Source organism: Oleispirillum naphthae, assembly GCA_027864655.1.
Lineage (GTDB): Bacteria > Pseudomonadota > Alphaproteobacteria > Rhodospirillales > Rhodospirillaceae > Oleispirillum > Oleispirillum naphthae.
Genome location: JAQAZG010000002.1, coordinates 405,880 through 430,466, shown reverse-complemented (window position 1 = coordinate 430,466; position 24,587 = coordinate 405,880). Strand labels below are relative to the sequence as shown.

At 66.0% G+C, this 24,587-nt stretch carries 31 protein-coding genes; 5 read left to right on the top strand and 26 right to left on the bottom strand.

Going from position 1 to position 24,587, the window contains the following annotated elements:
- Positions 1 to 41 precede the first annotated feature (41 nt).
- Both O7R11_RS04265 and O7R11_RS04260 read left to right on the top strand, forming a co-directional pair.
- The gene (locus tag O7R11_RS04265) at positions 42 to 464 is read left to right on the top strand and encodes a CoA-binding protein (protein ID WP_337996245.1); all 423 of its coding nucleotides are present in this window, start codon (positions 42 to 44) and stop codon (positions 462 to 464) included.
- A 36-nt stretch (positions 465 to 500) separates the two neighbouring features.
- Entirely contained in the window at positions 501 to 1,031 is a 531-nt protein-coding gene (locus tag O7R11_RS04260) for a hypothetical protein (RefSeq protein ID WP_337996244.1), read from the top strand.
- 177 nt (positions 1,032 to 1,208) lie between these two features.
- Here the strand turns inward: O7R11_RS04260 and O7R11_RS04255 are convergent, their stop codons facing one another.
- The 16 genes from O7R11_RS04255 to O7R11_RS04180 form a co-directional block, all read right to left on the bottom strand.
- Positions 1,209 to 1,490 (bottom strand): hypothetical protein, encoded by a 282-nt coding sequence (locus O7R11_RS04255; RefSeq protein WP_337996243.1) that lies wholly within the window; start codon positions 1,488 to 1,490, stop codon positions 1,209 to 1,211.
- Positions 1,490 to 1,702, bottom strand: coding sequence for a helix-turn-helix domain-containing protein (locus tag O7R11_RS04250; protein ID WP_337996242.1), 213 nt, complete (start codon positions 1,700 to 1,702; stop codon positions 1,490 to 1,492). The genes O7R11_RS04255 and O7R11_RS04250 overlap by 1 nt, the downstream gene beginning before the upstream one ends.
- Positions 1,699 to 1,866 (bottom strand): hypothetical protein, encoded by a 168-nt coding sequence (locus tag O7R11_RS04245; protein WP_337996241.1) that lies wholly within the window; start codon positions 1,864 to 1,866, stop codon positions 1,699 to 1,701. Before O7R11_RS04245 ends, O7R11_RS04250 begins: the two co-directional genes overlap by 4 nt.
- A gap of 340 nt (positions 1,867 to 2,206) precedes the next feature.
- Positions 2,207 to 2,737: a hypothetical protein gene (locus O7R11_RS04240; protein ID WP_337996240.1), complete on the bottom strand. Its 531-nt coding sequence runs from the start codon at positions 2,735 to 2,737 to the stop codon at positions 2,207 to 2,209.
- On the bottom strand, positions 2,727 to 3,284 hold the full coding sequence (locus tag O7R11_RS04235) for a glycoside hydrolase family 19 protein (protein ID WP_337996239.1): 558 nt from the start codon (positions 3,282 to 3,284) through the stop codon (positions 2,727 to 2,729). Before O7R11_RS04235 ends, O7R11_RS04240 begins: the two co-directional genes overlap by 11 nt.
- Positions 3,265 to 3,663: a phage holin family protein gene (locus O7R11_RS04230; RefSeq protein WP_337996238.1), complete on the bottom strand. Its 399-nt coding sequence runs from the start codon at positions 3,661 to 3,663 to the stop codon at positions 3,265 to 3,267. Before O7R11_RS04230 ends, O7R11_RS04235 begins: the two co-directional genes overlap by 20 nt.
- An 86-nt stretch (positions 3,664 to 3,749) precedes the next feature.
- Positions 3,750 to 6,179, bottom strand: a complete 2,430-nt coding sequence (locus O7R11_RS04225) for a host specificity factor TipJ family phage tail protein (protein WP_337996237.1) — start codon at positions 6,177 to 6,179, stop codon at positions 3,750 to 3,752.
- Positions 6,180 to 6,587 (bottom strand): NlpC/P60 family protein, encoded by a 408-nt coding sequence (locus tag O7R11_RS04220; protein ID WP_337996236.1) that lies wholly within the window; start codon positions 6,585 to 6,587, stop codon positions 6,180 to 6,182.
- A 20-nt stretch (positions 6,588 to 6,607) separates the two neighbouring features.
- A complete protein-coding gene (locus O7R11_RS04215) occupies positions 6,608 to 7,222 on the bottom strand; it encodes a DUF1833 family protein (RefSeq protein ID WP_337996235.1) in 615 nt (204 codons plus the stop codon).
- A 39-nt stretch (positions 7,223 to 7,261) separates the two neighbouring features.
- Positions 7,262 to 8,788, bottom strand: coding sequence for a hypothetical protein (locus O7R11_RS04210; RefSeq protein ID WP_337996234.1), 1,527 nt, complete (start codon positions 8,786 to 8,788; stop codon positions 7,262 to 7,264).
- Positions 8,789 to 8,804: 16 nt separating this feature from the next.
- Entirely contained in the window at positions 8,805 to 9,314 is a 510-nt protein-coding gene (locus O7R11_RS04205) for a hypothetical protein (protein WP_337996233.1), read from the bottom strand.
- A 3-nt stretch (positions 9,315 to 9,317) separates the two neighbouring features.
- A complete protein-coding gene (locus O7R11_RS04200) occupies positions 9,318 to 11,780 on the bottom strand; it encodes a phage tail tape measure C-terminal domain-containing protein (RefSeq protein ID WP_337996232.1) in 2,463 nt (820 codons plus the stop codon).
- On the bottom strand, positions 11,770 to 11,961 hold the full coding sequence (locus tag O7R11_RS04195) for a hypothetical protein (RefSeq protein ID WP_337996231.1): 192 nt from the start codon (positions 11,959 to 11,961) through the stop codon (positions 11,770 to 11,772). Before O7R11_RS04195 ends, O7R11_RS04200 begins: the two co-directional genes overlap by 11 nt.
- A 95-nt stretch (positions 11,962 to 12,056) precedes the next feature.
- Positions 12,057 to 12,539 carry a hypothetical protein gene (locus tag O7R11_RS04190; RefSeq protein WP_337996230.1) on the bottom strand — a complete coding sequence of 161 codons (483 nt, stop codon included), beginning with the start codon at positions 12,537 to 12,539 and terminating at the stop codon, positions 12,057 to 12,059.
- Positions 12,539 to 13,417: a BRO-N domain-containing protein gene (locus O7R11_RS04185; protein ID WP_337996229.1), complete on the bottom strand. Its 879-nt coding sequence runs from the start codon at positions 13,415 to 13,417 to the stop codon at positions 12,539 to 12,541. The genes O7R11_RS04190 and O7R11_RS04185 overlap by 1 nt, the downstream gene beginning before the upstream one ends.
- On the bottom strand, positions 13,414 to 13,779 hold the full coding sequence (locus tag O7R11_RS04180; RefSeq protein WP_337996228.1) for a hypothetical protein: 366 nt from the start codon (positions 13,777 to 13,779) through the stop codon (positions 13,414 to 13,416). The genes O7R11_RS04185 and O7R11_RS04180 overlap by 4 nt, the downstream gene beginning before the upstream one ends.
- 76 nt (positions 13,780 to 13,855) lie before the next feature.
- Here O7R11_RS04180 and O7R11_RS04175 point away from each other — a divergent pair, with 76 nt between their 5' ends.
- Genes O7R11_RS04175 through O7R11_RS04165 form a run of 3 tightly spaced genes read left to right on the top strand, consistent with a single transcriptional unit; the run spans position 13,856 to position 15,151 of the window.
- Positions 13,856 to 14,092, top strand: a complete 237-nt coding sequence (locus O7R11_RS04175) for a helix-turn-helix domain-containing protein (RefSeq protein ID WP_420792969.1) — start codon at positions 13,856 to 13,858, stop codon at positions 14,090 to 14,092.
- A gap of 58 nt (positions 14,093 to 14,150) precedes the next feature.
- Positions 14,151 to 14,426, top strand: a complete 276-nt coding sequence (locus tag O7R11_RS04170; protein WP_337996227.1) for a hypothetical protein — start codon at positions 14,151 to 14,153, stop codon at positions 14,424 to 14,426.
- A gap of 23 nt (positions 14,427 to 14,449) precedes the next feature.
- Entirely contained in the window at positions 14,450 to 15,151 is a 702-nt protein-coding gene (locus tag O7R11_RS04165; RefSeq protein WP_337996226.1) for a hypothetical protein, read from the top strand.
- On the opposite strand, the gene O7R11_RS04160 is transcribed toward O7R11_RS04165, so the two are convergent.
- The 10 genes from O7R11_RS04160 to O7R11_RS04115 form a co-directional block, all read right to left on the bottom strand.
- Positions 15,145 to 16,113, bottom strand: coding sequence for a phage tail tube protein (locus O7R11_RS04160; protein WP_337996225.1), 969 nt, complete (start codon positions 16,111 to 16,113; stop codon positions 15,145 to 15,147). The genes O7R11_RS04165 and O7R11_RS04160 overlap by 7 nt on opposite strands.
- Positions 16,114 to 16,124: 11 nt before the next feature.
- The gene (locus tag O7R11_RS04155; protein ID WP_337996224.1) at positions 16,125 to 16,556 is read right to left on the bottom strand and encodes an acyl-CoA transferase; all 432 of its coding nucleotides are present in this window, start codon (positions 16,554 to 16,556) and stop codon (positions 16,125 to 16,127) included.
- Positions 16,557 to 16,562: 6 nt separating this feature from the next.
- Positions 16,563 to 17,249: a DUF6441 family protein gene (locus tag O7R11_RS04150; RefSeq protein ID WP_337996223.1), complete on the bottom strand. Its 687-nt coding sequence runs from the start codon at positions 17,247 to 17,249 to the stop codon at positions 16,563 to 16,565.
- A gap of 3 nt (positions 17,250 to 17,252) precedes the next feature.
- On the bottom strand, positions 17,253 to 17,564 hold the full coding sequence (locus O7R11_RS04145) for a head-tail joining protein (protein WP_337996222.1): 312 nt from the start codon (positions 17,562 to 17,564) through the stop codon (positions 17,253 to 17,255).
- Between the two features lie 52 nt (positions 17,565 to 17,616).
- The gene (locus O7R11_RS04140; protein WP_337996221.1) at positions 17,617 to 17,988 is read right to left on the bottom strand and encodes a capsid cement protein; all 372 of its coding nucleotides are present in this window, start codon (positions 17,986 to 17,988) and stop codon (positions 17,617 to 17,619) included.
- 66 nt (positions 17,989 to 18,054) lie between these two features.
- Positions 18,055 to 20,142 (bottom strand): ClpP-like prohead protease/major capsid protein fusion protein, encoded by a 2,088-nt coding sequence (locus O7R11_RS04135; RefSeq protein ID WP_337996220.1) that lies wholly within the window; start codon positions 20,140 to 20,142, stop codon positions 18,055 to 18,057.
- A 3-nt stretch (positions 20,143 to 20,145) separates the two neighbouring features.
- The gene (locus O7R11_RS04130) at positions 20,146 to 21,657 is read right to left on the bottom strand and encodes a phage portal protein (RefSeq protein ID WP_337996219.1); all 1,512 of its coding nucleotides are present in this window, start codon (positions 21,655 to 21,657) and stop codon (positions 20,146 to 20,148) included.
- Positions 21,658 to 21,659: 2 nt separating this feature from the next.
- Positions 21,660 to 21,863 carry a phage head-tail joining protein gene (locus O7R11_RS04125; protein WP_337996218.1) on the bottom strand — a complete coding sequence of 68 codons (204 nt, stop codon included), beginning with the start codon at positions 21,861 to 21,863 and terminating at the stop codon, positions 21,660 to 21,662.
- 3 nt (positions 21,864 to 21,866) lie between these two features.
- Positions 21,867 to 23,828 (bottom strand): phage terminase large subunit family protein, encoded by a 1,962-nt coding sequence (locus O7R11_RS04120; protein ID WP_337996217.1) that lies wholly within the window; start codon positions 23,826 to 23,828, stop codon positions 21,867 to 21,869.
- A complete protein-coding gene (locus O7R11_RS04115) occupies positions 23,818 to 24,348 on the bottom strand; it encodes a hypothetical protein (RefSeq protein ID WP_337996216.1) in 531 nt (176 codons plus the stop codon). The genes O7R11_RS04120 and O7R11_RS04115 overlap by 11 nt, the downstream gene beginning before the upstream one ends.
- Positions 24,349 to 24,587: the final 239 nt, after the last annotated feature.

The window sequence follows — 24,587 nt, the reverse complement described above, 5'->3', positions numbered from 1 at the left end:
GGCATCGCCGTTCCCGGCCAGACCCTTTCCGGAGGCCCGCCATGACCGCCACGTCCGCCACCGACGAAACCCTCCGCGGCATCCTCGCCTCGGTGCGCACCATCGCCCTGGTCGGCGCTTCCGCCAACCCGCACCGCCCGAGCTACGAGGTGATGGCCTTCTTGCAGGAGCACGGTTACCGGGTGATCCCGGTCAACCCGGGACTCGCCGGGCAGACCCTGCTGGGCGAGACGGTGCGCGCCTCCCTCTCCGATCTCGGCGAGCCGGTGGACATGGTGGACATCTTCCGCAACAGCGCCGACGCCGGGCCCCTGGTGGACGCCGCCGCCGCCATCGGCGCGAAGGTCGCCTGGATGCAGCTCGGCGTGGTCAACGAGGAGGCGGCGGCGCGCGGACGCGCCGCGGGCCTCGCCGTGATCATGGACCGCTGCCCGAAAATCGAAATCGTCCGCCTGGGGCTGTGACTCCACGCCCACGGCACGCCCGGAGGACCAGCCCGCATGAGTTTCGCCGCCGTTCTGGGCATCGCCCTGGTCATCGGGACAGCCGTCATCCTGGGGATCGCCCTGGTCTCCTACATGTCGTCGCTGGCGCGCAGCGCCTATGAGCTCAAGGTCGAGATGCGCAAGGACCTCGACGACGGGATCAAGCGCGTCGAGGCGGAGATGATCAAGCAGACCAAATGGGCGCGCGGCGACCTGATGGCCGAGGTGGAACGCAGCCGGGCGACGATGCTCGAAGACCTCGCCCGCCGCGCCGAGGCGCTGCGCGCCGCGCTCGCCGCCGAGGCCCTGCACCGCGAGGCCGCCGCCACGGCGGAACGCGCCGAGATCTCCATGACCCTCACGCGGATCGCCGAGCGCATCGGCGCGCTGGAGGCCCGCACCGCGCGCCTGCGCCTGCGCGACATGACCAAGGAGCCCGAGGCCGCGCCCGCCGAGCCGGTGGCCCTGCCGCCCGAACTCCCGTCCTTCCCGGAAGAAACGGCGAACGGCAGCAATGGCGCAACCACCACCTCCGCAGTGCGCTGACGGCGGGTGGACGGCGTGGGAAAAGGGGGGAATGGGGCGAGTGATCGGAATCGAACCGACGACATCCAGTACCACAAACTTAAAATTCTGCAACGATATCAATGCGGTTTGCCACAATTCCCGCTCTGTTCACGGTTATAGATATCAATGCGTTATAGGTGGTGTGGCAAACCGATGTTAACGGCGCAGCCTCCGAATGCACCACTCAGCCGCGCCAACCATCACTTCACCGGCAACATTCAACAACCCAGCGACCGTGATTCCCTTCATCGCGCCGACCGATGCGCCGAGAACGGCAAAACCGATTCCTGGAACACCCGTCAAGGTTTCCAGGAAATCGTTCATCTGGACGTGGATACTTCCGCTGACCACCATGAGCAGCACCGTCAAAACGATGGTTCCGACCCCAGCCGAAACCGCCCCAAGAAGCGCGGCCCCCACCAACACCCGGAAAAACATCACGCCCCCTCCCCCCATGGAGAAAGCCTGTGGTACAGAGCCGAACAGGCCAAGGCGACCGTGTGCGGGATATCGACCGGAGCGCCGTTGTCCCGGCGCTTTCCGGCCTCATACAGTTCCACCGTTGACTTGCCGAGGCCCAATGCCTGCGCCGCAGCAGTCTGGGTAAGCCCAAGCGCCTTACGCCAGGCGCGAAAATCGTCCGACGTCATGATCCTTCTCCCTCCACCCGTTTACCGAAGATCAACGCCACGGCGATCGCCACCGGAACGCCGATAGCAAGCGCCACCAGCAACCCGAAGAGGAAAAGCACCGCGCCGCCCGCGATCACCCCCCCCGCGATTGCGGGGATAATAGCACGCGCTTGAAATCGCATGAGCAGCCTCCTACACTTAGGGAGTTCCGGGGAGGGGGTTCCAGCCCCTCCCCGGCCTCCTACCTCTCGATTTTCAGTTCAACGGTGAAACCGAAGAACCTGAACCGGAGGTGAAGGAAGAAAGGGACGTCCATCTTTTCTTCCTCCGTTGTGGCGGGGGAGCGGGACCGCCCCGCCCCCTGACCACAAAAGAAATATACCGTACTGAGTACGGTTTTTCAACGAAAATAAGCGTACTGAGTACGTTTTTTGTTGGCTCTGGGCACAAAAAAAGCCCCGGACTCAATGAGAGTCCGGGGCTTTTTGATGCCCGTTTCCTTCAGTCCCTATGGGCAAGTGGCTACTTCCGCCCCGCACCGATTCTCGAAATCAGGTCATCCTTGCTGCGCGAGCCTGCGCTCGAGCCGAAGTAGTAGCTCACCACCTGATCGGCCTTCGCGGAGACATAGCCAATCACGGTGCCGACCAGAGTGGCATTCACGGTGTCCGTCACGGTGTATCCAGAGATGACCATGAACACCGCCACCATGAACCCAACCACAACGAGGCTCGCCAGCAGCGGGTTAGCCCACCCTCCGACCTTCGCCTCCCGTTCGCGCGCGCTCGATCGATCCACCACCGCGAGCTTTTCGAGATCGACATCGAGTTCCGCGATCCGCTGCTGATACTCGATTTCCGCTTTCTTGATCTCGGCTATAGCCTCCGGTGAGGCCGAAGCGATGGCGGACACGATGTCCTTTTGGCTCGCATCGCTGCTCAAACCGAGCGCACTCGTCAGCAGCGACACAGCCCCACCGGCAAGCGGTCCGCCCAAGGCGGTTGCGATCGTCGGGGCAACAGCGCCGATCAACCCTTTGACATCATCCCACATGATCGTCCTCCACCTTCAGGCCCAAGGCCTTCTTCGTCCGCCGCAGGTTCGCCAGGCGGTCCTCGAGGCCGTTGGTCCCGCCGTTGATGCGCCGCGTCACCTTCAGCGCGTCATCGGTATCGGCGATGCCGTTGAGTCCGCGGGTCTCCCAATACCAGCCTGCCGAGAGACACGCCGCCTCGGGCTCCGCCAGCAGCTCTGGCTGGTCCTCGAGCGGCAGGTTAAGCGCCGCGCCGCATTCGCGGTAATTGAACCGCCCGGTCAACTGGATCAGCCCGCGCCCCTTATAGCGCCGCCCATCGCCAGGATGGGTGTTGCCGAGATTTGTCCGGCCTTCGTAGGCATCCCCGCTCGCAATCTCTTCGGTGTAGCGCAGGCTGCCGCTCTCATGCGCTACCTGCGCGAGGAAATGCGCCAACCGCAGAGGCCTAGCCGCGATGCCGAAGCGGTCGACCGTAGCCTGAAGATGCGGCATGAAAACCTCGACACGCCGCGTCTGCGCATACGGCATCGCGGCGAACAGAATGTCACGCGTCAGCGCGATCATGATGATCCCCCTTTGGCTGCGGAAAGTACTTGTTGACGACGCGACCGAGCAGCACCTCGGTGCCGCGCGGACCAAGCCAGGCGCACACCCCCACGATGCAGTTGCCGATGGTGTAGAGCCGCGCCGGATCGTCGCGCACCGCGTCGGCGATATGCGGCATCAGGATCTCGGCGACGCCGCTGCCGATGGTCGCCGAAAACAGCGCGGTCGGGACCTCCCACAACAGATCGCGGGACCAGAACCTCCGCTGCCCCAGGCGCACGAGGCGGTGATGCCACAGCATCCGCGCCAGCCCCGCCGTCATCACCATTCCGCCGAAGCCCCCGGTCAGCGACCGGAGCGCCTCGATCCCCTTGTCCGCTTCCGGCGGCACGTCCATCGGCCCTCTCCCCCATGAAAAAGGCCGCCCATGCCCGGGCGGCCCGAATATGCGCCGAACGCGGCGCGTCGAATGCTTGTGCATGCCTAATTCACATAGACCCTGGTATCATCCACCACGCCGGAGACTTCCACTTGCTGACCGGCGCGGCGGGGGCGCAGGCCGGTGATGATCACCATGCGGGAATAGGCGCTGGCGGGGCCGAAGCTGAAGTGCGTCCGCTCGGCCTTGGAGCCGACGTAGGGGGCAATCGTCAGAGTCTCCTCCAACGCCACGGTGTCGGCACTCGCCCCCGGCGTTACGAGGAACGGACCCGCCATCCCGCCCGTGCGATCGCGGAGGGCGATATAATGGTCCTCCCCCTCGGTCCACTGCGGCGGTTCCGAGAGTCGCAACACCGCGTTGGGCCACGCCACCGGGTTTCCCTCACCGTCGGTTTCCGGATCGTCCGAGGTCCAGGCGATCACCTCGCCCGACAGACCCCACGCCACCATCGGATAACTGACCGAGGCGAGATCGCCGTAGGTCGGGATCATCCCCTCCATCTCGGTGCGGAAGGTGGGGAAGATGCGCCGATATCGGTTCTTCGCGGCGAGGTAGTCGGCCTCGCGCAACGCATGCGCCTTGCCGGTGATTCCCGGTTGGCTCACCCGCACCGGGTTTTCGGCAAGGTCCGCCCACGCCAGGCGGGCCGCGTCACCATCCGTCAGACCTTCGCTTGCCAGCCATGCGTCGTAGGCCGCGTCCCGCACCCTCGCCTTGACCTCGGCGAGCTTCCAGGTTTTTGCCGAGTAGTATTCCAGGATCACCGCATCGGCGGTGTCATCGGACGGCATGGCGTACTTGACCGAGAAGCTGGACTTGAGGATGTTGCGCCCGGTGAACATCGCGCTTGGGATCGCCTGCGGCGCATCGCGGAACACGCGGATAACGCCGCCCTGCTGGATCGGCACGGAACGCCCGCACAGCAGGATTTGCTTGGCCGCATCCCACACCGTCGTCTGGGTTTCGAAGCGATAGTCGAAATAGTCGCCGCGCGCCGCGTGCACCGCGTCGAGCGCCGCCCACTCCGCCAGCGGCAGACGGGCGTCGGCCACCTTGCCGCCGTAAGCCGCGCGGAACACGTCGGCGGCGGCCCACACCAGAGACCGAGACGCCTGCAGCGACCAGCCGGTTTCCGGCGTCCACACCTGGATTTTCCGCGTGGAGATCACCTTGATCGCGCGCGAGGAGCGGTTGGAGAGATTGTCGGTCGCCCGCATCTTGAAGGCGAGCAAGGTCTTATCGCCCCAATTCTGCGCCGCGTCGAGATACCCCCGCGCCTGCGCCCAGCGCAGTTCGTGCCCGGCCTGGGCGGAGGTGTCGATATCGTTGGTCCGCCGCAGCCGCGCCTGATAGCGACCGGATGCCACGGCGTATTTATAGCTGCGGTACTGCGGCGTGTTCGTGGCTGCGGTCACGCTCTCGCTGCCCAGCGCGAACCAGTCGTCCACCGCCTCGCCATCGTCGTCGATCAGCTGCGCCTGCACCTCCCACGTCACCGTGCGGGAGTCGAACCCGCCCGAGGTGTTGGCGTAATAGAGCCCGCGCGCGAAGGCGGCATCGATGCCGATGGAGGTGATGGTGTCGCCCGCATCGCAGATCACGAACGGCCCCACCCAGCCATCCTCGCCCTCAGCCAATTCATTGGGGGCCACCGCCTCCTGCCCCGCCACCTCGAGCGCGGTCACCACCTGCGGGTCGATCAACGTCACCGACCCGCCGGGTTCCACCACCTCGTACTCCACCTCCTCGAAGCTCGATATCGGCGTGTCGTCGATTCGAATCTGCTCGATTTCGTGATAGCCCTGGCCGAGGCAGACCACCGCGTGGAGCATTTGATCGTTATCGACGTATTCCTGGTAGGGCGGGGACGCGTAATCCGGCACCGCGATGTGACGCCCATACTGCGCCGGCACCGCCTGCCCCAACCGCGCCTGATTGCCTGTCGCGGTCAGGCTGTAGGTCGGGCTGGCCTCGGGATAGGCGGAAGCGGAAACGGCGGTCGAGGCGGGCTTGCCCGCGGGCACGACCGCCGAGATCAGCGCCGACCCGGCGACGGCAACACCTCCAGTCACAAGGGCAGTGCCGTAAAGCGCCTGGGTGGGGGTGATCACCCCGGAGCCGCCCCACAGTTCGATTGCCAGGTCCGCGCCCCACACCTGACCCGCCGCGACCGCACCGATCATCACGGCAAGAGACAGGACCGTCGCGAGGGGGTTCTTCTTGCCGCCACCGCCACCGCCCTGCGGCAGAGCGACGAACACGCACACGTCGCCGCCAAGGATGCGCGTCGTCGCCCAATCGGCACGCAGCAGCGCGCCACCGTTATGAATGCAGATGGTCGGTCGGGCGAACTCGACGATGCCGTGCGCATCCAGCCACCCGCGCACCGTCGTCGGTTCCGTCACCGGGTGCAGCTTGCGCCCCGCCGCCAGGTCGAAGGCATTGGGGCATTCCACCACGCTCGCCAGCATCTAGGCTCCCTCCCCCACGAAGCGGTAATACCCCTCGATCTTCCAGCCGTTTCCCGCCAGAGCGTCGGGCCGCTGGTAGACCACCCCCGCCGCCTCGGCGCAGTGCAGCACCCCACCGCCGACCGCAGGCCCAGCCCACACGCCGACGTGCACCGGATAGCGGGCGCAGCGCAGCAACACGCAATCGCCCTCCATCGGCACTTCGACGCGCGGCCAGCGTACCCGCTCCGGATGATCGCGGAACGCCCGCGCCAAGGGCAACAGGTCGCCCGGGTTGGGAATCGGCGGCAGGTCGCGGCCAAAATGCTTGGCCTCGACCATCCGCACGAACGACCAGCAGTGATAGCTTTCCGGTCCTTCCCCGGTTTCGGACCAGGGAAGGCCGATGTATTGCGCCGCCCAATGCATGCTGTATCTCCGCCGGATGCTTACTGAGACGCCGCGAGGGCGGGAAACCGTGTCGCGGTATAGGTCTCGTTGGGGAATGCCCGGTTGCCCACGTCCGACACGCCCGCGTTGCCGGAAACCTGCATGTCGGTGACCGTCACGTCGCCCACCGTCAGCACCATCGGCGGGTCCGCCTGCGGCCCCTCGATATCCGAGGAGATGTAGGGTCGATAGATCATGCGGATTTTTTCGGTGCTGGTGGCGGCAAGATCAAGCTGCCGCGTGATCTCTTGATCCACGTTGTCGATCGTCACCGTCGCCTCCGGCGCGGCGCTTGTCGCCACCTCAGGCAGATCGACGTCGAAGGCCAGAGCGACCCACGCCACCATCTCGCCCGGGTTTTCCGGCGCGCTCGCTTCCAGCCGTGCGACCAGGCCGATGTTCCGGCGCGTCTTTTCATCGAGCGCATCGAGCACCGACTGCACCGCCGCGCCGCCGAGCGCGAGCCAGGTCTTCGTATCCGCATGATTGCGCACCACCCGGACCGGCGCGTCGAAGTTGGGGTGCAGAAGCTCGAGCGTATGCAGCGTCACCACGCCGGAAGGCGACGACGCATACGCCTCACGGATCGCCTCGGAAAGGTTCGGATCAGGCATAATCGCCGCCCGCCTCAAAATCGATCCGGTTTTCCTTGCTCACAGCGCCACCTCCACGATCACGTCGCGCGGCGCGCCGGAACGGTTGATAAACGTCGTGTTGGTATCCTGGTTCGCGTCTGATGCATCGGCAAACTTCACCGTAATGCAGTCCGTTGCCGCGCTGTCGATGGTGGCGGAGCCGATGCGCACAGGCTCATCGCGGGTCGCAGAGTATTCGTAAAAGGTTAACTCCGCGCAGTAGCAGAAGTTTTCCGACCCGGATGAAGACAGAACGTCAACCCAGTAGTTGGCATATGTCGAGGCATTCGCCCCCTCCAGAGTAACGGACAGCAAACTGGCATCCGAAACCGTTGTGGTGGCAATAGAGGTACCGCCGCCATAAGCGGCAGCAGAGTCCGACCCGCGCAGGGTCAGCGTGACGCTGGCTCCGTCGTAGATGAACCCATAATTGTTTGACCCGACTGCAACAGCCTTGATAACGCGTTTCCCTCCGGAATAGGTTTTGCCAACGAACCCCGTGGTTCCGCTCTTAGTCGCACATGAGGTGTGCCCCTGATTGGCATTCCCGTCGAAAGCGGCGGCAATCCCACCGTTTTCAGTCATGTTCCCGATGGCGGTGCCGGTTCCTTGCGCGATAGCGGAAGACCCGCCGGCCGCGACGTAGGCATGAGGCACACGCTCTCGCGCGCCGCCATCGGTCCAGTGGTTGACAACCACCGATGAGCCGACGGTAAGTGCGGAATTGCGCGCAATGAAGGTAGTGACCGCCTCGGGCGTGAAGTCGATCTCGGTGGCAGAGGCGGCGATGCCGACCAGCCGAGATGCCGTCTGCGTACCGCTGGCCGGAACTGCGGGCGCGGTCTGCGTCACGCCGCCAGCCGTGGCGGAGGCCCACACAAGACCGCCCACCGTCAGGCCGGTGAAGCCATCGACGCGACCGGAGCGCACCTGCGCGGACCCCGAGGCGGCTGAGGAAATGGCCTCCAGCGCGATGCCAACCCGCGGCGATATGCGAACCGGGGCCGTGGCGTCCGCATCAATCTTGTACCACAGCGTTGCCCCGCCGCCGCGCTGGTTGAACACGTCCTGATAGATCAAGTCGCGGTCGGCAAGGTTCTCGCCAGCGGTGATAGTTTCGGAACCCGACGCCGACAGTGCCGCGATGGCCTGGGCAGTCCTCAGCGCGGTCATGTATGCGTCGTTATCAGTTCCAGAGATAGCCTGTGCTTCGGTAGCAAGGGCCGGGACAGACGCAACCGCAGCAGCCGCAGCCAGGGCATAGTCATGCGCCGCATCAGCGGCGGTTTCCGCCAGCCCCCGCTCGGTTTCGGCCAGTCCCCTCGCCGCCTCCGCTGCGGTGCGCTCCGCCTCGCACGCGGCTACCGCCCCCGCCGCCGCGTAGGCGGCATCCAGGTCCGCCAGCTTTTTCGCCACGGTCGGCACCGATCCGCCTTCGGTCTCCACCGTCTCGGTCGGGCCGCCGTGCACGATATCGTGCAACAGACCCTGATTGGTTTCCATGTTCTCGGTCGCCGTCTCGATCCGCTCCTGCAGCGTCGCCATGCCGTTCCCCTTTTTCTCAGGCCGCGAGATCCGGCCACACGATATTCGCCAGCGTGCCGACCCCCGCCATCGCGGCGATCAGCCCATCCATGTCCTCGGTCAAAGCGAGATCCAACACCTCTTCGGACAGGTCCGGGCTTTCCCGGACCTCCAGCGTCGCGGTGACGATCCACGTCACGCCGTCGCCCTTGCCGCCGCGTTTCGGCTTGGCCGAAAACGGCTTCCCACCGGACCCGGTGAAGCGCGCCTCGTGTTCGACCATGCCGAGGCCGGTCAGCAACGTGATGCCGAACCACTCCGCCCCGCGCTCGCCCTTGAATTTGTACCAGGCCCGGAACAGCGCGTACTGCCACTGCGTGAGCCGCCACCGCACGGAAACCTGTTCCGGCACCGAGGTGTATTGCACCCGCTGCCGCGCCGGACCCTGGGTCATATCGGTGCGCAGAACGCCGTCCTGCGGATCGATGCCGTAGCCGTCGAAGGTCGGCAACGGCAGCTTGTCGGGCCACTGCAAATCCACCGCCATGCCTCACCCCCTCGCCGCGCCGGACGCAGCGGAAAGGCCGTAGCGGCCCTCCAGCGTCGGGGCCAATCCACGGCCTTTTCCGATGTTGCTCGCCAACCGGCCTTCGATGGTTTCGACGATGGTGTCGATTTGCAGCGACCCGTCCGCGCCGCGCGAGACCTGCGTTTTCGCCTCGGTTCCGGTGGCATTGTTATAGACGTTGCTCACCACCTTGAGGTCGCCGCCGCCGGACTGCATCGCCATCTTCGCCAAACCGCTGATGGTGGCGGCGGTGTTATCCTGCTGCGCCTGGGTCAACACGCGCTCGCCCGCCTGCGCAATGATCGGCACCTCGCCGGGCAGCAGCCCACCCGTGTGGAAGCGCGACGCACCCGCGAACACCAGCGGCGACACCGCACGTGACATCGCGCCGGGCTCCCCGACCACTCCGCCCTCGTGGAAGAGGCTCAGGAGCCCCGAAGCCAATGGCGCGGTAATCGTTTGCCTTGCAATGATTCTTGCCATATCCGACAGCACTGAATCGGCAAAGTTGCTGAACGATAGCTTTCCCGTCGTGACAAACGTGGCGAGCGCATTCTCCATAGAAGAAAACGATTGCTTAACTGCGCTCTCGACGACGGAAGCAGAGTCCGCCGCAGACTTCTGATATTCCTGGAGAGCGCGCTTCATCCCGCTCGCCGCATCGGTTGCGGCATAAAGCTTCCGGCGCTCCGCGTCTTGCGTCATTAAGGCGTAGACCTGATCATTGATCGCGCCATTCGCCTTGAGCTTATCAATTTCTTCAATTTGAAGCTTATATACAGTCTCAGCATCTGCGTTTTGCAGAAGGAACTGCCGACTGCGCTCAATCGCCCGCCCGCGCTCGTCTTCCGCCTTGGCGTCCTCCTTCTTCCTTTCCGTCAGATCGTAGAGTTCCCCAGCCCACGCGGCGGTATCCGCAATCTCGTCTGCGGTCGCCGACTTCGGCAGGCTCGCCACCTTCTGATCCACGAACGCCGTGCGCGGATCGGAGACGCCGCCAACCTCGCGCTGCAGGTCGGCAAGCACCTTGGCCGTCTGCTCCGCCCCGCGCTTCTGTGCTTCCAGCAGCGGCTTCTGCACCGCGTCGATTTTCTGCTGTGCCACCGCGCGCAGCAGAGCTACCTCCTTGTCCACATCGGCTTGGGTCACCCCGGCGAGGGAACCGCGCTGCTGCGCCGCCGCGACGTCCTTGGCAAGCTGATCCTCGATCGTCTTGATCTTCGCCGCCGCGTCGGAAACGCCCTTGACCCTCTCCGCCTCCAGCGTCTTCAGCCGCGCGGACATCATCTCCGCGTTGCGGGTGCGTTCGGCATTCGCCCGGCCTTCGTCCGCCTTGCGCTGCGCCGATGCCTCGGCTTCCCTCTGTGCCGTGTCGAGTTTGCGGAGAGCCGAGACTTCCCTCTCGATATCCCTGATTCGCGCGCGGGCGAAATTCGCGACCGGAGACCAGCCGCGCCCGCTGTTTTCAAGCTCCGCCAGCTTGGTCTGATATTCCGCCAGCGCCGCCTCGCGCTCCGCCAGTTTCGCGGAGGTATCTTCGGCCTGGCCAAGTCCGCGCAGAGATTCGGTGATCCCATTGAGCGCATTCGCCACCGCCGAGCCAACGCCCGTGGTGCGTGCAAACTCCTCGAGCATATCGTCCCAGGCTTCCGCCGCATGCTTCGCCGCGCCGGTCACCCCGCCGTCTTCGCCCCGCGACGCACCGCCGACCTGCTGCTCCAGCGCGTCGAGGATCACGCCTTGCGCCCCGGCGACGTTGCCGGTCTCGACCATCGCGGAGATCATGTCCTTCTGCGCCTGCGTGAACGACACGCCGACACGCCGCAACGCGGTCAGACCCTCGACCGGGTCCTCGAGCGCCTTGCCCAACTGCATAGCCGACGAACGCATGTCGCCGCCGAACACCGTCGCCATGTCGAGCGCCAGAGCCGTCGCGCGGCGGAAGGCGTCGCCGGACACCGAACGAAAGGTCGAAAGAACCGACGTGGCGTCAACAACGTTTTCCGCCGTCGCCATCGTCGATTTCTCGATCTCGTCCGCCATGTCGGCAATCTGTTTCGACGTCAGGCCCGAGGCATAGCCCGTCGCCTTCATCACGGAGCCCAATCGCCGCATCGACGTGTCGGCGAGTTCCATCTCCCGCACGCCATGGGCCAGACCGGCGCTGATCGCCGCGATCGACACGCTCGCCATCAGGCCCGCCGGGCCGAGCGCAGACATCGCCTCCCCGGCGATGCCCAGGCGGCTCGCATAGCCTTGGATTTCGCCTTTCGCGCTGGAGGTCACGGTGTTGATCGCGAGCAGACCACGCGACGCCGGGGCCGAAGCCGCCTCGATCCGCGCCAGGGCCTTCTGTCCATCAGCGCCCAATTCGTTCAGGGCGCGACGGACAACCTCGGAATCCTTGAGGCTCAGGCGGATTGCAAGGTCGCGTTCAGTCATCATTCTCACGCCCCTCCACAATCGCCTGCGCCACACCCGCCTGTGCGAACGGCAGCAAAAAAGCGGCGCGGCGCTCTTCGCGCCCAGCCGCCCGCGTCAACGCCAACACCGTCGCGGGGTCCACCCCCGCGCCCAGGACCGAAACCCCCACCTGCCCCACGCAAGCGGTCACCGCATCCGCCATTCCCTGCCCATCCGCCGTGCGCGGCGGATCGGCATAGGGGCACAACTCCCCGGTTTCCGGGTCGCGCGCTGCACAGGGGCAACAGGTGCCGACGCTCAGGCACCCTTCGCGATATTGCCGCCCGGCCCCGAGGTCCCATCGGAGCCAGCGGCGGACCCGTTTCCCTCCGCACTCGCCGCCGCCGCCGGAGCCAGGTACGCCGCCAGGAACGGCGGACCGATATCGGGGTTGCGCATCAACTGCGCCGCCGACCCCTTCGAGAGATCGGCCTTGACGCCCTCCCACGCGACGATGCCGATTTCCGCCAGGGCCTCGACGAACAGGGCCTCCGCCAGACCGGCGCGGATATCCGGGTCGCCGAAATCCGGCAGGCCGGTGACATCTCCGCCCGCCTCGCGCACCCCGGCGACGTGGGTCACCAGTTCGCGCACCTTGCGCTGGCTGCGCGCCTCCGCCGCCTTCATCGCTGCGGTATCGAGCGGACGCACCCGAACCCGCACGCCGCGCGGCAGATCGAGCCAATAAGGCTCGGTCGGCAAATCCAAACTCACCAGTTCGGGCATCGTCATCTCCACCATCAGGCCGTTCGCCGCTCGAAGCGGGGAACGGCGTTCACGCACGCCATCGGCACCATCACCGCACGACGCTTGCGACCGTTGAAACCGAGTTCGGGCACCTTCCGCGCGCCGGGCAGGCCCATCAGTCCGACCGTCCAACCACCCTCGCACCACGGCGTATCGCGATAGATCGCCGAGAGGGTGGCGCTGCGCTCCGCGACCGCCAACTTGCCGGGGTGACCGGCGGGCGAAACCAGCAGGCCGATTTCCGCCAGAATTTCGAAATCGCCGCCGCTCACCGCCGAGTCGATCAGATCGCCGATGGTGTTGTGCTTGCCCACCGCATAGCGCAGCAGGTGCGCGAGGCAGCCGGTGGGATCGAACAGTTCCGTTTCCTCCGGGTCTCCCTCCACCTGCGGAAGGCCGCTCGCCCGCCACAACTGCCGCGCCGCCGCAGCGCCGAACACCGCGCGGGCCTCGGCGATCATCCGAATTTGGGTGTTCAGCACCTGGACCGGCTGTTCCCATTGGTCCCCCGCATCCTCCGCCCGTTTCGGCAACGCCAGAACGTAGCGCCCGGTGCGGCGGATGGCGGGCAGCACCTCGGCGGTGACCCACTTCTTGAACCGCCTGGCCGAGGCCTTGCGGCTGGTGAGCACCAGCGAGTAGAGACCGGATTCGTTGATGATGGTGAACACCTGAGCGCCACACCCTGCCTGACCCTCCATATTATGGAGGGTCGTCTTTTCGTCATCGTCGAGCCGCGCCGCAACGTTGGACGGATTGGCGATCTCCAACACCCGGCAAACATCCGCCAGCACGAACCAGGGCGAACCCTCTCGATCCAGCACCCGCACCGACGCGCCCTCGAAATCGAACGGAATCACGTTGCCCATCATCCGGCCCTCCGCAGCAGGTCTTCCATCTCCCGCGTCTGCCGCCCGGTGGCGACGCCGACGCCGGACCTGGTTTCCAGATACGCCGTCAGCCGGTCCGCCAGCCGCCAGCCGAGGCGAAGAAACGCCGGGTCCACCGCCGCGCCCGCCTCCAGGTTTTCCATCACGCCTTCGATCAGCGCCGTCAGGTGATGCGCTCGCAGCGCCGCATCGGCCTCCCCCGTCACCGGGGTGAACGACAGCGCCGCGAGAAAGCCCTCCATCCGGTCGCCGAGGTGGCGGGAGGTATCCTCCGATAGCCGCACGGTTTCCGATTGCACCCGCATCGTCCGCCGCAGTTCTTTGTCCAGTTCCACATTGCACATGGTTACCGCCTCCGTTTGGAAACTTTCACCATGTTGTGCATAATTCCATTTGTCGTCAAGGTGCATTTTGTGCAAAATGCACAACATGACGCCTGAACAATCACGAATGGCGCGTGCGGCGCTCAACTGGAACCTGGAAACGCTGGCCTTCAAGTCCGGCGTTAGCAGGAACACCATCTCTCGCTTCGAAGCAGGAAACCCTGCAAACAAGGCCACGATTACGGCAATGCGGCTTACCCTCGAAGCCGCTGGCGTCATCTTCATCGACCAGAACGGCGAAGGCCCCGGCGTGCGGTTGAAGAAAACCCCTTGACGCGACTCCTCCGCGAAGCCGACCCTTCCCCTGGAACGCAACCTGGGGAAAGTCCGCCATGCATACCTGCCGAGCGTTGATCGTCGTTCTTTCATCCCTTTCCATCGCCGCCTGTGCAACAACGATGGACCGCACCCCATCCGGTCCACCCGCCTACCGCGAAGGCTTCGCCGCCGGGTGCGACAGCGGCTACTCCGCCGCCGGTAACATCTATTACCGCTTCAACAAAGACCCTCAGCGCGCGATCTCCGACGCGATGTATGCGTCAGGATGGAATGACGGCTTCGCCGTCTGCAAAGGCAAATACGACAACATCGTCCGCAGCCCCTATTGAGCCTCGCCAGATTGGAGCAATTCATGGGCACGCTTCTCTTGGCCGTGTTGGCGATCGCCATCGGCACATGGTTCTTGTTCCAGACGCAACAAAAAAACAAAAACGCGGAGCCCCAGCTGCGCCGCTTCGATCCCGGCCCAACCCTCGCCGACAATCTCAACCTCGTATGGGACATCGCCTACACCGACCGCAGCGGCGAAAGCACCGAGCGGCGCATCACCGTGCGGTCACTGCATGGAAAGAAGTATCCGAAGTTCGCCTTCGCCTTCTGCCACCTGCGCAACGAGATGCGCCACTTCGACCTCTACAGCGTCACCCGCGCCATCGAGGCGGACACCGGCTTCGAGGTTCCCGTCACCTACCAACTGATTCCGTGGATCGGCAATCGCGAAGGCCGCCTACTGTCGGCGCGGCTCCGCACCACCGCCGAGGCGGACGTTTCCGCCTTCGGCGTCTCGTTGATCGTCGAAACCGGCGGCGAGACGTTCACCGTCGCCGTCGAGCACGCCAGCGCGAACGGCGAGTTCTCCACCATCCGGGGCAAGGCGAAACGGGCGAGAACCGATCTCAAGCGCGCGTGGAGCGGGCAGAAAACCTTCCGCTCCCACGAATGCACGCTGGTCGCGCTCGCCGAAACCGGCGAGGTATTCGACCCCGACGCTACATTCCGCATTTTGGCAAACGGTCAGATTCCGGTTTCGCCATCGTCGGTTCAGACTCAGTAGCCATCCACGTCGTTGACCAGCGTTGCCCGCAGCAGATAGCCCGCAACCGGGTCGCGGGCGGCTTGCCAGTTGTAGGTGGCCTCGATGCCGCCGGGGCCGGAAATCTCGGTTTTCGGCTTGGGCAGATAGACGCGCGGCAGTTCGAACTTGAGCAGATAGTCGGTGTCGGGGATCGAGTAGGCGTATTCCAGCGCCACGGGGGACTGCGCCGCCACCGCCGCGCGAATCGGGCTATCGGGGCCGAAGCGCACGGTCAGTCCGCCGGTCGCGGTCGCCTCGCCCTCGTCCACGCCGTCGATCTTGCCGTCGTCGCGGATGGTTTCCACCCCTTCCAGATTGTTGCTGTAGGTCAGGTTGCCGCCGGTCACCGCCGCCACCTGCGACCCGTCGAGCTTGATGGTGCCGCGCCCGGCGCTGAAACGGGTGAGCGCGAATTCCAGCGGCGCGGCATCCAGCGCCGTCGCGGCGGAGGTTTCGCCCTGGGCGATGGTGGCGATGGTGGCGTTGACCGCCCCGGTCCGCGCCATCTGAAACGCGAGGGAGCCGAGCTTGACGCCCGCGTGGGCGAAGTGCACCTGCGGCGAAAGCTGCATGTGCCCGACCTGAAGGGCGAGAGAAGGCAGCGCCCCGCCCGAGGTGAAGACATGGGTATACACCCCTTCGGCCTCGGTGGTGACCGGCGCACCGAACAGACCGCGCAGCCAGAAGCCGATGCCCCGCAGATCGACCGGCGCGACGATATCGCCGGACACCGAGATGGCGTCGTAGTACGGGTCCTGCGCATCGCGGCCCATGCCGAGCAGCGGATCGGTGCCGAGCGGCTGTTCGGACCCCAGCGCGTGGGACTTGAACGACAGCTTGCGATAAACCCCACCGCCCGCGCCGCTGGGGGCGGTGCCGTAGGTGGTCTCGAACGCGCCGAGCAGCTGGGTATCGGCACCGGAAGCGCGAATTTTCGCCATGTCTCTCTCCTTCAGCCCAGCGGGCTATCGCTGATGAATTCCAGCGCGCAGACGATCCGCGCGCCCTTGATCGGCTTGCCTTCCTCGGCGGGCTCGGTCAGGCGCTCGGGCGATCCCAGGTTTACCGACTCCACCGTGCCGCCCAGGGTTTCGTCGGCAGACACCGCCGCCTCGATCTTCAGCACCAGCGCGTCGAGAGCCGCGTCGCGCTCCGCCGCGTCCGCCGCCTGCACCATCGCAACGATCTCTGCGTTGGCGGTGTGACCATAGGACAGCGGCGACAGGTAGACCTCCGGCTCCGCCAGGTCGCCGTCACTCAGGTCGATCCGCCCGCCAGGCGGCACCTCACGCTCGGAGGGGTCGTTGCGCGCGAACTCCGGCCCCGGGATCGCCGCCAGCACCGACGCCAACGCCGCCAGGGCGGTTTCCCACTTACTCGCCATAGCTCATCACTCCTTGACCCGGCGGTCCGCCGCGTCGATCCCGGCGAGGACATGCCCCATGAAATCGCGCCCCGCCTGCGCCGCCGCGCCGCCGATATCCAGCCGCTTACCGAGCCGTACCCGCTTGACCAGCAGGAACAGCGGCATCGAAACGTTGCCCACCCCCTGCACCGTGCCGCCACCCTTGGCCTGCCGCACCTTGCGGCGAGAGCCTGAGGCGGTGACGCCATCCGCGACCAGAAGGATGCGTCCGCCCTTCAGCGGAACCCGCCGCAGCGAGCCGAAGCGCCGCACCGCGGCGTCCACATCGGACCAGTGCCGAGGCTTGCCGCCGCGCGAGCGCGAATAGGACACATCGAATTTCAGCCTCCGCGCGGCGGGCAGGGGGATCACCAGCCACTGCCCGTTGCGCGGCGAGATCGACGCCCCCGCATCGAACGCCGCGTGAATGCGCGTCGCCTTGGAAAACACCAGGCCCGCCGCACCCATACTGTCGCCCTTGGGGTAGACCTTCGACTGCCACGCCTTTTGCACCGACTGCGGCAGCCCGGCGGCACGCACCTGCGCGCGCAGTTTCTCCTTGAGATTATCCGTCGCCGTCTGCGTACCGGACTTGATACCGGACCTCAGCACGCTGATTTCCCGCGTCATGATCTTGCGCAGGTCACCCTCGAGAGCCGCCCCGATTTTCACGGCTCAGTCTTCCACCGCCGACGCCACCCAGATCAGCCGCGTCGCATCCCGCTTTGGCTTGGCGGAAACGGTCAGCACGCCGCCGTCCGCCAGGGTGAAGGTATCGCCCCGCGCCAGGGCCGCGACCTCGGAAACCCGCACCTGCAGCGCGGTCGAGGCGGAAACCACGGGCACATCGTAGACCGGCGTCATCACGTCCGGCTGCGAGAGGATCACCCGCACCGGAAGCGGGTCGCCGTTGGCCGGGGTGTAGGTGGCGTCCACCGCCATCGGCCCCGCGAACATCAAATCCACCGATACCGAAAACGGGTTCATCCGATCCTCCCTCGTCACGCGGCGGGGCGCTGCCGCCCCGCCGGATGCTCGCTTAGGTGCCGGAGGCCACCGCGCCGTTGCCGACGCCGATCTTGACATTGACCGTGGTGTCGGCGCTCGCCGCCGTCGCCCAGGCGGTCACCGCGCCCGTGATATCGCCCGCCGCCGTGGCGGTGCCCGCAGGCACGAACGCCCCGGCGCTGACGTCGAAGATCGGCGCGGTGCCCACGTTGATCGCCGCACCCGACGTCTTCGGCAGGGTGTAGACGCCTTCCATCGAAAGCGTGCCGGAAGCGCCGTCCGCGATGTCGTTGATCGCCACGCCGACCTGCCCGCCAACCACCACGGCGGCACCAGCGGAAATCGTCGCGCCGCTGGAATTGTAGTAACTGAGGGTCCGTCCCTCCTGAACGTAGTTGCGCATCTGCTTTCTCCTTGCGCGAAGGGGTTATCGGCGCGGCGCAGGGTTGCGCCGCGCCAGGGGTATCGATTACACGCCCGCGTTCTTGTAGAGACCGCGATGATCGAGAGCCTTCACGCCAGCGTCGATCCGGACCTTGAAGTCCACGCCGTCGACGTTCCAGCCATCCTTGCTTTCCAGGTACGGTTCCTCGACGCCGTCGAGATAATCGACCTCGATGGTATCGACGACGTTGGGGTTGGCCGCGCCATACCACGCCGTGGTGGAGGCGATGTCGAGGCGCGCATCGGAGATGACCTCCGCGAAGTCCCGCACCGAGTTGGGCAGACCCTTGTCGCCCGAAGCGCTGTCGAACTCGGAGGCGATCACCGCCTTGCTCTTACCCTCCAGGGCGACCGGCGCAAGCACATAGGCCGGTCGGATGTTGAGGGCCTGGGTCTTCAGGTCGGGATCGCGCTGCGTCGCCATCGCGGTCCGCATCGCATCGAACGTCGCGGTCGAAGGCGCGGCACCGGCGGAGGCCAGGTTCTTGTGCGTGGCGTGGAACAGCGCCACGCCGTCGGAAAGAGCGGCGTTGCTGGTCAGGACCGCATAGACGAGGTTGCCGATGGTCCGTTTCGAGGCCGCGCCCATCTTGCCGGGAATGCGGGTGAAGGCACCGACATCGTCGTTGATGATCGCCTGCCGGGTGATCGAGAACATCTTGCCGTAGGTCGCGAGCTGGATGGTCTCCCCGCGATCGCCGAAGGTGCCGTATTTGTATTCCGCGCCTTCCGGAACCTCCGCCAGGGCGTCAAACAGACCGGCGTCGATGCGCTTCAACGGCTTGAAGTCGGTAAGAATGCCCTTGCCGGTCCACAGCGTGAACGTCTCCTCCGCGTCGGTGAACCCTTTGAGCATGGCCTTGTTGGCGACGTTCGACAGAACGTTGGCGAAGTCGGAAGTGCTGTGCGTGCCGCCCGCCATGCTCGGCACGAAGGCAGTGCCGATCATCTGCAACACGTTCATACTCCCGGAACGGATGCCGCGGATATCCAGCGCAGCGCGGGCCATCTCGCGCAACGACAGGCCGGAGAACTCGTTGCGCTCGCCGCCGAGACCGGCGCGCAGGAGCAGCGCCTCCTCCATCCCGGCACGGAAGCGATCCACCGCGTCGTCGGTGACGATGGCGCGGATGTGCGAACGCGGTTCCGGCCCTCCCTCCGCCTGGAGACGGGCGAGTTCGGCGATGATGCGGGCGCGGGCGTCGGCGACGCTGACGCCCTCGGCAACCATCTGGTCGCGGAAGGCATCGGTCATCCGCGCAGCACCGCAAGCGACGCCGATGTCGGCGACGCGCTTGCGCTCGGCGGCGACGGCGGCGTTGGCCGCCGCCTCGATCGCGGCGGTATCGGCCACGTCCACGGGGGCCGGAGCCGGATTGTTGGCGGAGGTCTTCGGGTCCGCCGCGTCCGGATTGGTATTGGGCATGGGAATGCTCCTCGGCTGGGGTTCGGCGGCGGACGCCGCCAGGGAACGCAACGGCGCGGGCAGCGCCCGGCAGTTGCGAAGGTCGAATTTCGCGGCGGCGGCGAGATCCGCCTCCACCTCGATCAGCTCGTCGGCGAGGCCAAGCGCGACCGCGTCGGCACCGGAAAGCCAGGTTTCCTCCGCCATCATGCGGCGGATTTCGGCTTCGTCCTGGCCGGACTTCGCCACGTAGATGCCGACCAGTTGATCGCGGATTTTGTCGAGCACGTCCGCCTGCTTGCGCATCTCCTCGGGCGTGCCGGAGGCATACCAGGACGGATCGTGGATCATCATCAGCGCATTGGCGGGCATCTGCGTCGGCTTGCCCGCCAGGGCGATGATCGAGCCCATCGAGAGCGCGATGCCATCGACGATGGTGGTGACCGAGGCCGCGCGGCTGATCAGGATGTTGTAGATGGCCAGGCCTTCCCACACGCTGCCGCCGACGCTGTTGATGTGCACCACCAGCGGCGTGGTGGGCGTCGCCACATCCCGCAGGTCGTTGAGGAACGACTGGGCGGTGACCTCCCAACCGATCTCGCCGTAGACGAAGATTTCGACGGCGGCGTCATTGCCGACCGCCATGCGCATGTCATAGCCGTAGGGGCCGCGCGCCCCCGGCCAACTGCGCCGGATGCTTTTGGGCATGGCTTACTCCTTGATGTCGGGGAACTGCGTATTGTCGGTACGAACCTGCGTGAGGCCCGCGCGCGAAACCCGGCGCGGGTCCGAATCCAGGATCAGGCCGAGGCGGTCGATCAGCTCGACGCCCCGCGCATATTCGGCAAAATGTTGCTCCGGGTCCTTCCCGGCTGCGCGGACCATCTGCTGTGGCGTCATCCGCCCGGCGCGGACCTCGGAGACGACGGTCTCGATTTCTTCCTTCGGGTTGATCATCTCCACCGCAGGTGGCGTCCACACGCCGCGAAACGGCACGGTAACGCCGCGCTCAATCGCCATCGCTTCGCGAAACCATCCCTCCAGGCGGCGGCAGATCATGCGGATGCTGATCCTCGCCTGATAATCCTTGATGCCACGCCGGTAATCGAGCCACCCCAGCCGCCCGGCGGAAAAGTTGATTGCGCCGTAATCGCCGGAAAGCACAAACGGCGGCATGCCGATCCCCACCGCCACCTCGCGCAGCGAGATCGCCGCCGTCTCGGCGAACCCTTCCACCCCCGGCGGGGTGGCGAACTTGATGTCGCGCCCGGCGGGCAGCTTGACGATCATGCCGGGGGAGAATTCCTCGACCGGCATATCGCCCGCCGACGATCCGCCAGAAACCAGGGGCGATTCCGCCGTACCACCCTGATAGTCGGTCTCGAACGCCGCGAAGCATGCGGCGATCTTCTGCCGCATGCGGTAGGCGTCGGCGAGATCGGCGTAATCCGCCACTGCCAGCATCACCGGAGCGAGCCACGGCACCCCACGCACCTGCCCAGGCCGGTCGATGCGGTAGGCGTGGATCACGTCTTCCGCCGGGACCCGGCGCGACTGGGTAATGCGGTAGCTGCCGCGCGACCCCGGATGTTCGTCGAACAACCAGTAGGCAACCCGCCGACCGATGCCGTTGAACTCAACGCCCTGCACCGCGACGTTGCCGTTGCCGAGGGGACCGTCCTTTGTGGAGTCGAGAAAATCCGGCTCCAAGATTTGCACCTGGAATGCCAACGGCAAACCGTCCGATGCCTTGCGGCGGCGGCGGCGGAACAGCACCTCGCCGCCCTCGAACACCGTCCGCGCTGCCAGAGATTGCAGACCGTAGAGGTCCATCTGCCCGCCCGCGTCGATAGCCTCGGTATCGAGAAATTCTCGCGCGACCGCCTCCGCCTCCGGCTGCGCCAACTCATCCGGCGTGACGAAGCTCGGGATGATCCCCTCGCCGATAATGGTCTGAGCCAGTACCGCAGCCGCGCGGGAGGCGTGCGGGTTGTTGCGGACCATCTCCCGCGAGGCATCGCGCAGGCGACCCAGCGCGCCGCCCGCCGTTTCGGCATTGGCGTCGGTGGACACCCGCCGCCAGCCGGAGGTGCGCCGACCGACGCTCGCGCCGTCATAGGCGTTGCGAACCTCCCGCAGTGCCCGCACCTTGAGCCGGGCATGCTCCCGCCGCGCCGCCGTCTCTGGCGAGATGGCGGCGATCACGTTTTCGAACCAGCGCATGGTCATGTCCCCCGGCGATATGCCGCGACGGTGCGGACGATGCCGCCGCCGGTCGCGACCCCGGCCTTGCGGGCCAGAATCTCACGCACCCGCAGCATGTCGTCGAGCGAGCGGTATTCGTGGGTCTTTCCCTCGAATGTGAAGCGCAGCAGGCCGGAGGCGATTGCGTCCTCGAGTGCCTGCAGTTGGGTCGCGGCATCCGCCATCCGTCACCTCCTCAACCAGCTTCCGCCCCGACCGCCGAGGTAACCGCCGCGCGGCTTCGCGGGTTGCGCCGAGGCCGCCGGTTTCGGCGGCGGCGGCGCTGGCGGCTGCACCACGCTTGGGGTAAACAGGTCGCCCTGCATTTTCGGCGGCGGCACATTGCGCTGCGCCGCCAGACGCGCCCAATCGTCCATCGTCATCCGGTCGATGCCGAGGTGATACGCCAGGGCGAGGTTATACACGCGGCAGTCGAGAAAGTGATTTTCGCCCGTCGCTTTCCACACCTTCACCGTCCGTCCGCCACGCACTTCGTCCGCGACGTATTCGGCGGTCAGTTGCTTGAAAAACGCCTCGTCGTGCAGAGCCTCGGTGAAGTGGCAGTACCCGGGCGGATCGTGGTCGGCTCCCTCGCGGAGACCGGGCTTACGCAGCAGCGCATAGACCTCGGCCTTCAACGGCCACGTCCCCACCGGCCACATCACCGCGCCGCGACGAAGCTTCTTCCCGCCGTAGTCGATGTCCTGTTTCGACGGCGTGCCGAGCGGCGGGCGGCCCCAGCCGTCCTCGCCCTTGATCACCATCGCCTTGGGCCGTCCACGGCACCACCACTTGACCGCGTTCGTGTTATAGCCGCTGTCGATCCCCATCAGGTCGATAGGCCAGGAATTGCCGTAAGCGTCCGGATACCGGCGTTCGTAGACCTCCGCCAGCGCCCGCCAGGCGGGGCTGTCGGCGTCTGCCGTATCGCCGGGCAGGAAGCCCTTGTCGATGGACCAGGACTCCTTCCCGACGCCCCAAGCGACGACTTCGTAGAAGAGCCCCTTCATCTGCACGTCAACCGCACAGGTGATCACCAGACCGCCGAGCAGCACCGTGCGTAGCGAATAGGTTTCCCGCCGCGTGTAAAGCCGTTCCCACTCCGGCGCTTCGCCGCGCTCCTCCCAGCTTTCGCCGAGCCAGAGGTTGACGAACGTCTTGAGTTTCCTCGGGTCGCCCTGAGCCGCGATCCACTTGGCGGCGATGTCGTCCCAGGTCACCAGTAGCGACGTGAGGGTGTCGAGATGGAACGACGGATGCCGCCCCGGCCCCGGCATGGTCGCCACCCACCGGCCCCCGCGCACCATCGCGTCGCGGTCGGAGGCCTCGATCGGGCAACCGTTGCACTGGCACTCGTAGAACGCCTTGTGCGGAAACGTCTTCTCGAATTTCAGGTGTTTGAACTCAAGCCGCTGTTCCTCGCCGCAGTGCGGGCAGGTGACGGTCCAGTACCGCTGATCGCCAGCCTCGAATGCCGCGTCGATCCGGGAGATGCCCTTGATCGTCGGCGTCGAGCCTTCGAGCTTCTTGTACCCACCGACCCGGAGGAACGCGCGAAACCGCGCGTCGAACATCTCCATCGGGTCGCCCTGCTTGTTCAGGTCGAGCGGCCAATCGTCGATTTCGTCCGCGAACCCGAACTTGACCGTCTTCGACCGCAGGTCCGCCGAGGAGTTCGCCCCGGTGATCGTGATCGTGCCGCCGGGGAAGCGCTTCTTCCGCGACGTCGAGGCCCGGGCCGAACGGCTGCGGGTTTCCGCCACACGGCGCTTCAGGCACTTCGTCGCCTCAAGCGTCGGGTGGAACTTCTCCGAGTTGAAGTCGTCGCCCACCTCGATCGTCGGGAACACCACCAGGGTTTTCGCCGGGGTGTTGTCGATGATCGAACCGAGCCAGGCGATGCCGACCTGGGTGAAACCCACCTGTGCGGACTTCCGGACCGACACCCGCGTGCACGGATCGTCCGGCCCGAGGCAGTCCAAAATCTCGATCAGTTGCGGTGTCAGCGACGGGTCCCACAACTCGCCCTCAAGCGGGCCGTCCGGAACGATCAGATTGGCCCGCGCCCACTCCGAAGGGCGCACCCGCCGATCCGGCGCGAGGCCCTTCGCCAGAGCGCCGCCGACCAGGGCAAGCGCGCTATCCGTCATCCTCGCCCCCCGGCTTCGCCAGGGCGTCCGCAATCGCCTGTTCCAGAGCCTTCACCCGCTCGGTGATGGCCTGACGCACGTCGCGGGCACCGCCGCCCCCGGCGACGATCGCCACCACCTCGTCCGCCATGTTCGGCAAACTGTCCAACTTGTTCCGGATCTTCCGCCCCGTCGCCACCAGCGCGTCGGCGATATCCTGCCGCGAGATCAACTCGCCCTTGAGCTTGGCGAGGTTCATCGCATCGCGCTCAGCGGCGATCCGCTCGCGCTCCGCGCGGCTGGATCGGTACGTCGCATCCTCCGGCGCGGATGTATCCGCATCGGTTGGCTCCGGCAGAAACTCTGTTTCCGGATCTCGCGCCGGATTTGCCGACCGCCGCCGGGCTTCGTCCGCCAACTCGAAATCGATTTTCCCGTCAGGCCGAAGCGGGATGGTCCCGGACTTCACGGCCTTGCTCACCGCCTGACGGCTGATCCCGGCGCGCTTGGCGTATTCGGCTTGCGATCCGATTTGAGCCATGCCGCCTCCGTCCAGTTGACGCGGATGTCAACCCGTCAACCCATTCGTCAACCTCGATTTTTTGCAAGAAAACTAGCGACATATCGCGCCTTTGCCACCCGTGTAGCTCGGGGCCTGGGAAGGACCCAAGAAGGGGCGGAGGGCTGTGCGTGTGGGCTGCGGCCCCGCCCCGAGGGGGAGCGTCAGCAAGAGCGCGAAAAAGAAGAGGCCCGCAACCCATCGTGGGTAGCGGACCTATC

Coding starts and splice junctions, on each gene's coding strand:
- O7R11_RS04240 (WP_337996240.1), bottom strand. CDS start 2,737: ATGTGGGATGATGTCAAAGGGTTGATCGGCGCTGTTGCCCCGACGATC.
- O7R11_RS04220 (WP_337996236.1), bottom strand. CDS start 6,587: ATGCATTGGGCGGCGCAATACATCGGCCTTCCCTGGTCCGAAACCGGG.
- O7R11_RS04190 (WP_337996230.1), bottom strand. CDS start 12,539: ATGGTGGAGATGACGATGCCCGAACTGGTGAGTTTGGATTTGCCGACC.
- O7R11_RS04200 (WP_337996232.1), bottom strand. CDS start 11,780: ATGATGACTGAACGCGACCTTGCAATCCGCCTGAGCCTCAAGGATTCC.
- O7R11_RS04210 (WP_337996234.1), bottom strand. CDS start 8,788: ATGGCGACGCTGCAGGAGCGGATCGAGACGGCGACCGAGAACATGGAA.
- O7R11_RS04130 (WP_337996219.1), bottom strand. CDS start 21,657: ATGCGCTGGTTCGAAAACGTGATCGCCGCCATCTCGCCAGAGACGGCG.
- O7R11_RS04215 (WP_337996235.1), bottom strand. CDS start 7,222: ATGCCTGATCCGAACCTTTCCGAGGCGATCCGTGAGGCGTATGCGTCG.
- O7R11_RS04245 (WP_337996241.1), bottom strand. CDS start 1,866: ATGCGATTTCAAGCGCGTGCTATTATCCCCGCAATCGCGGGGGGGGTG.
- O7R11_RS04185 (WP_337996229.1), bottom strand. CDS start 13,417: ATGATGGGCAACGTGATTCCGTTCGATTTCGAGGGCGCGTCGGTGCGG.
- O7R11_RS04170 (WP_337996227.1), top strand. CDS start 14,151: ATGCATACCTGCCGAGCGTTGATCGTCGTTCTTTCATCCCTTTCCATC.
- O7R11_RS04145 (WP_337996222.1), bottom strand. CDS start 17,564: ATGAACCCGTTTTCGGTATCGGTGGATTTGATGTTCGCGGGGCCGATG.
- O7R11_RS04230 (WP_337996238.1), bottom strand. CDS start 3,663: ATGGACGTGCCGCCGGAAGCGGACAAGGGGATCGAGGCGCTCCGGTCG.
- O7R11_RS04235 (WP_337996239.1), bottom strand. CDS start 3,284: ATGATCGCGCTGACGCGTGACATTCTGTTCGCCGCGATGCCGTATGCG.
- O7R11_RS04175 (WP_420792969.1), top strand. CDS start 13,856: ATGCACAACATGACGCCTGAACAATCACGAATGGCGCGTGCGGCGCTC.
- O7R11_RS04120 (WP_337996217.1), bottom strand. CDS start 23,828: ATGACGGATAGCGCGCTTGCCCTGGTCGGCGGCGCTCTGGCGAAGGGC.
- O7R11_RS04265 (WP_337996245.1), top strand. CDS start 42: ATGACCGCCACGTCCGCCACCGACGAAACCCTCCGCGGCATCCTCGCC.
- O7R11_RS04250 (WP_337996242.1), bottom strand. CDS start 1,702: ATGACGTCGGACGATTTTCGCGCCTGGCGTAAGGCGCTTGGGCTTACC.
- O7R11_RS04225 (WP_337996237.1), bottom strand. CDS start 6,179: ATGCTGGCGAGCGTGGTGGAATGCCCCAATGCCTTCGACCTGGCGGCG.
- O7R11_RS04195 (WP_337996231.1), bottom strand. CDS start 11,961: ATGGCGGATGCGGTGACCGCTTGCGTGGGGCAGGTGGGGGTTTCGGTC.
- O7R11_RS04125 (WP_337996218.1), bottom strand. CDS start 21,863: ATGGCGGATGCCGCGACCCAACTGCAGGCACTCGAGGACGCAATCGCC.
- O7R11_RS04160 (WP_337996225.1), bottom strand. CDS start 16,113: ATGGCGAAAATTCGCGCTTCCGGTGCCGATACCCAGCTGCTCGGCGCG.
- O7R11_RS04255 (WP_337996243.1), bottom strand. CDS start 1,490: ATGTTTTTCCGGGTGTTGGTGGGGGCCGCGCTTCTTGGGGCGGTTTCG.
- O7R11_RS04140 (WP_337996221.1), bottom strand. CDS start 17,988: ATGCGCAACTACGTTCAGGAGGGACGGACCCTCAGTTACTACAATTCC.
- O7R11_RS04260 (WP_337996244.1), top strand. CDS start 501: ATGAGTTTCGCCGCCGTTCTGGGCATCGCCCTGGTCATCGGGACAGCC.
- O7R11_RS04165 (WP_337996226.1), top strand. CDS start 14,450: ATGGGCACGCTTCTCTTGGCCGTGTTGGCGATCGCCATCGGCACATGG.
- O7R11_RS04155 (WP_337996224.1), bottom strand. CDS start 16,556: ATGGCGAGTAAGTGGGAAACCGCCCTGGCGGCGTTGGCGTCGGTGCTG.
- O7R11_RS04135 (WP_337996220.1), bottom strand. CDS start 20,142: ATGCCCAAAAGCATCCGGCGCAGTTGGCCGGGGGCGCGCGGCCCCTAC.
- O7R11_RS04205 (WP_337996233.1), bottom strand. CDS start 9,314: ATGGCGGTGGATTTGCAGTGGCCCGACAAGCTGCCGTTGCCGACCTTC.
- O7R11_RS04115 (WP_337996216.1), bottom strand. CDS start 24,348: ATGGCTCAAATCGGATCGCAAGCCGAATACGCCAAGCGCGCCGGGATC.
- O7R11_RS04180 (WP_337996228.1), bottom strand. CDS start 13,779: ATGTGCAATGTGGAACTGGACAAAGAACTGCGGCGGACGATGCGGGTG.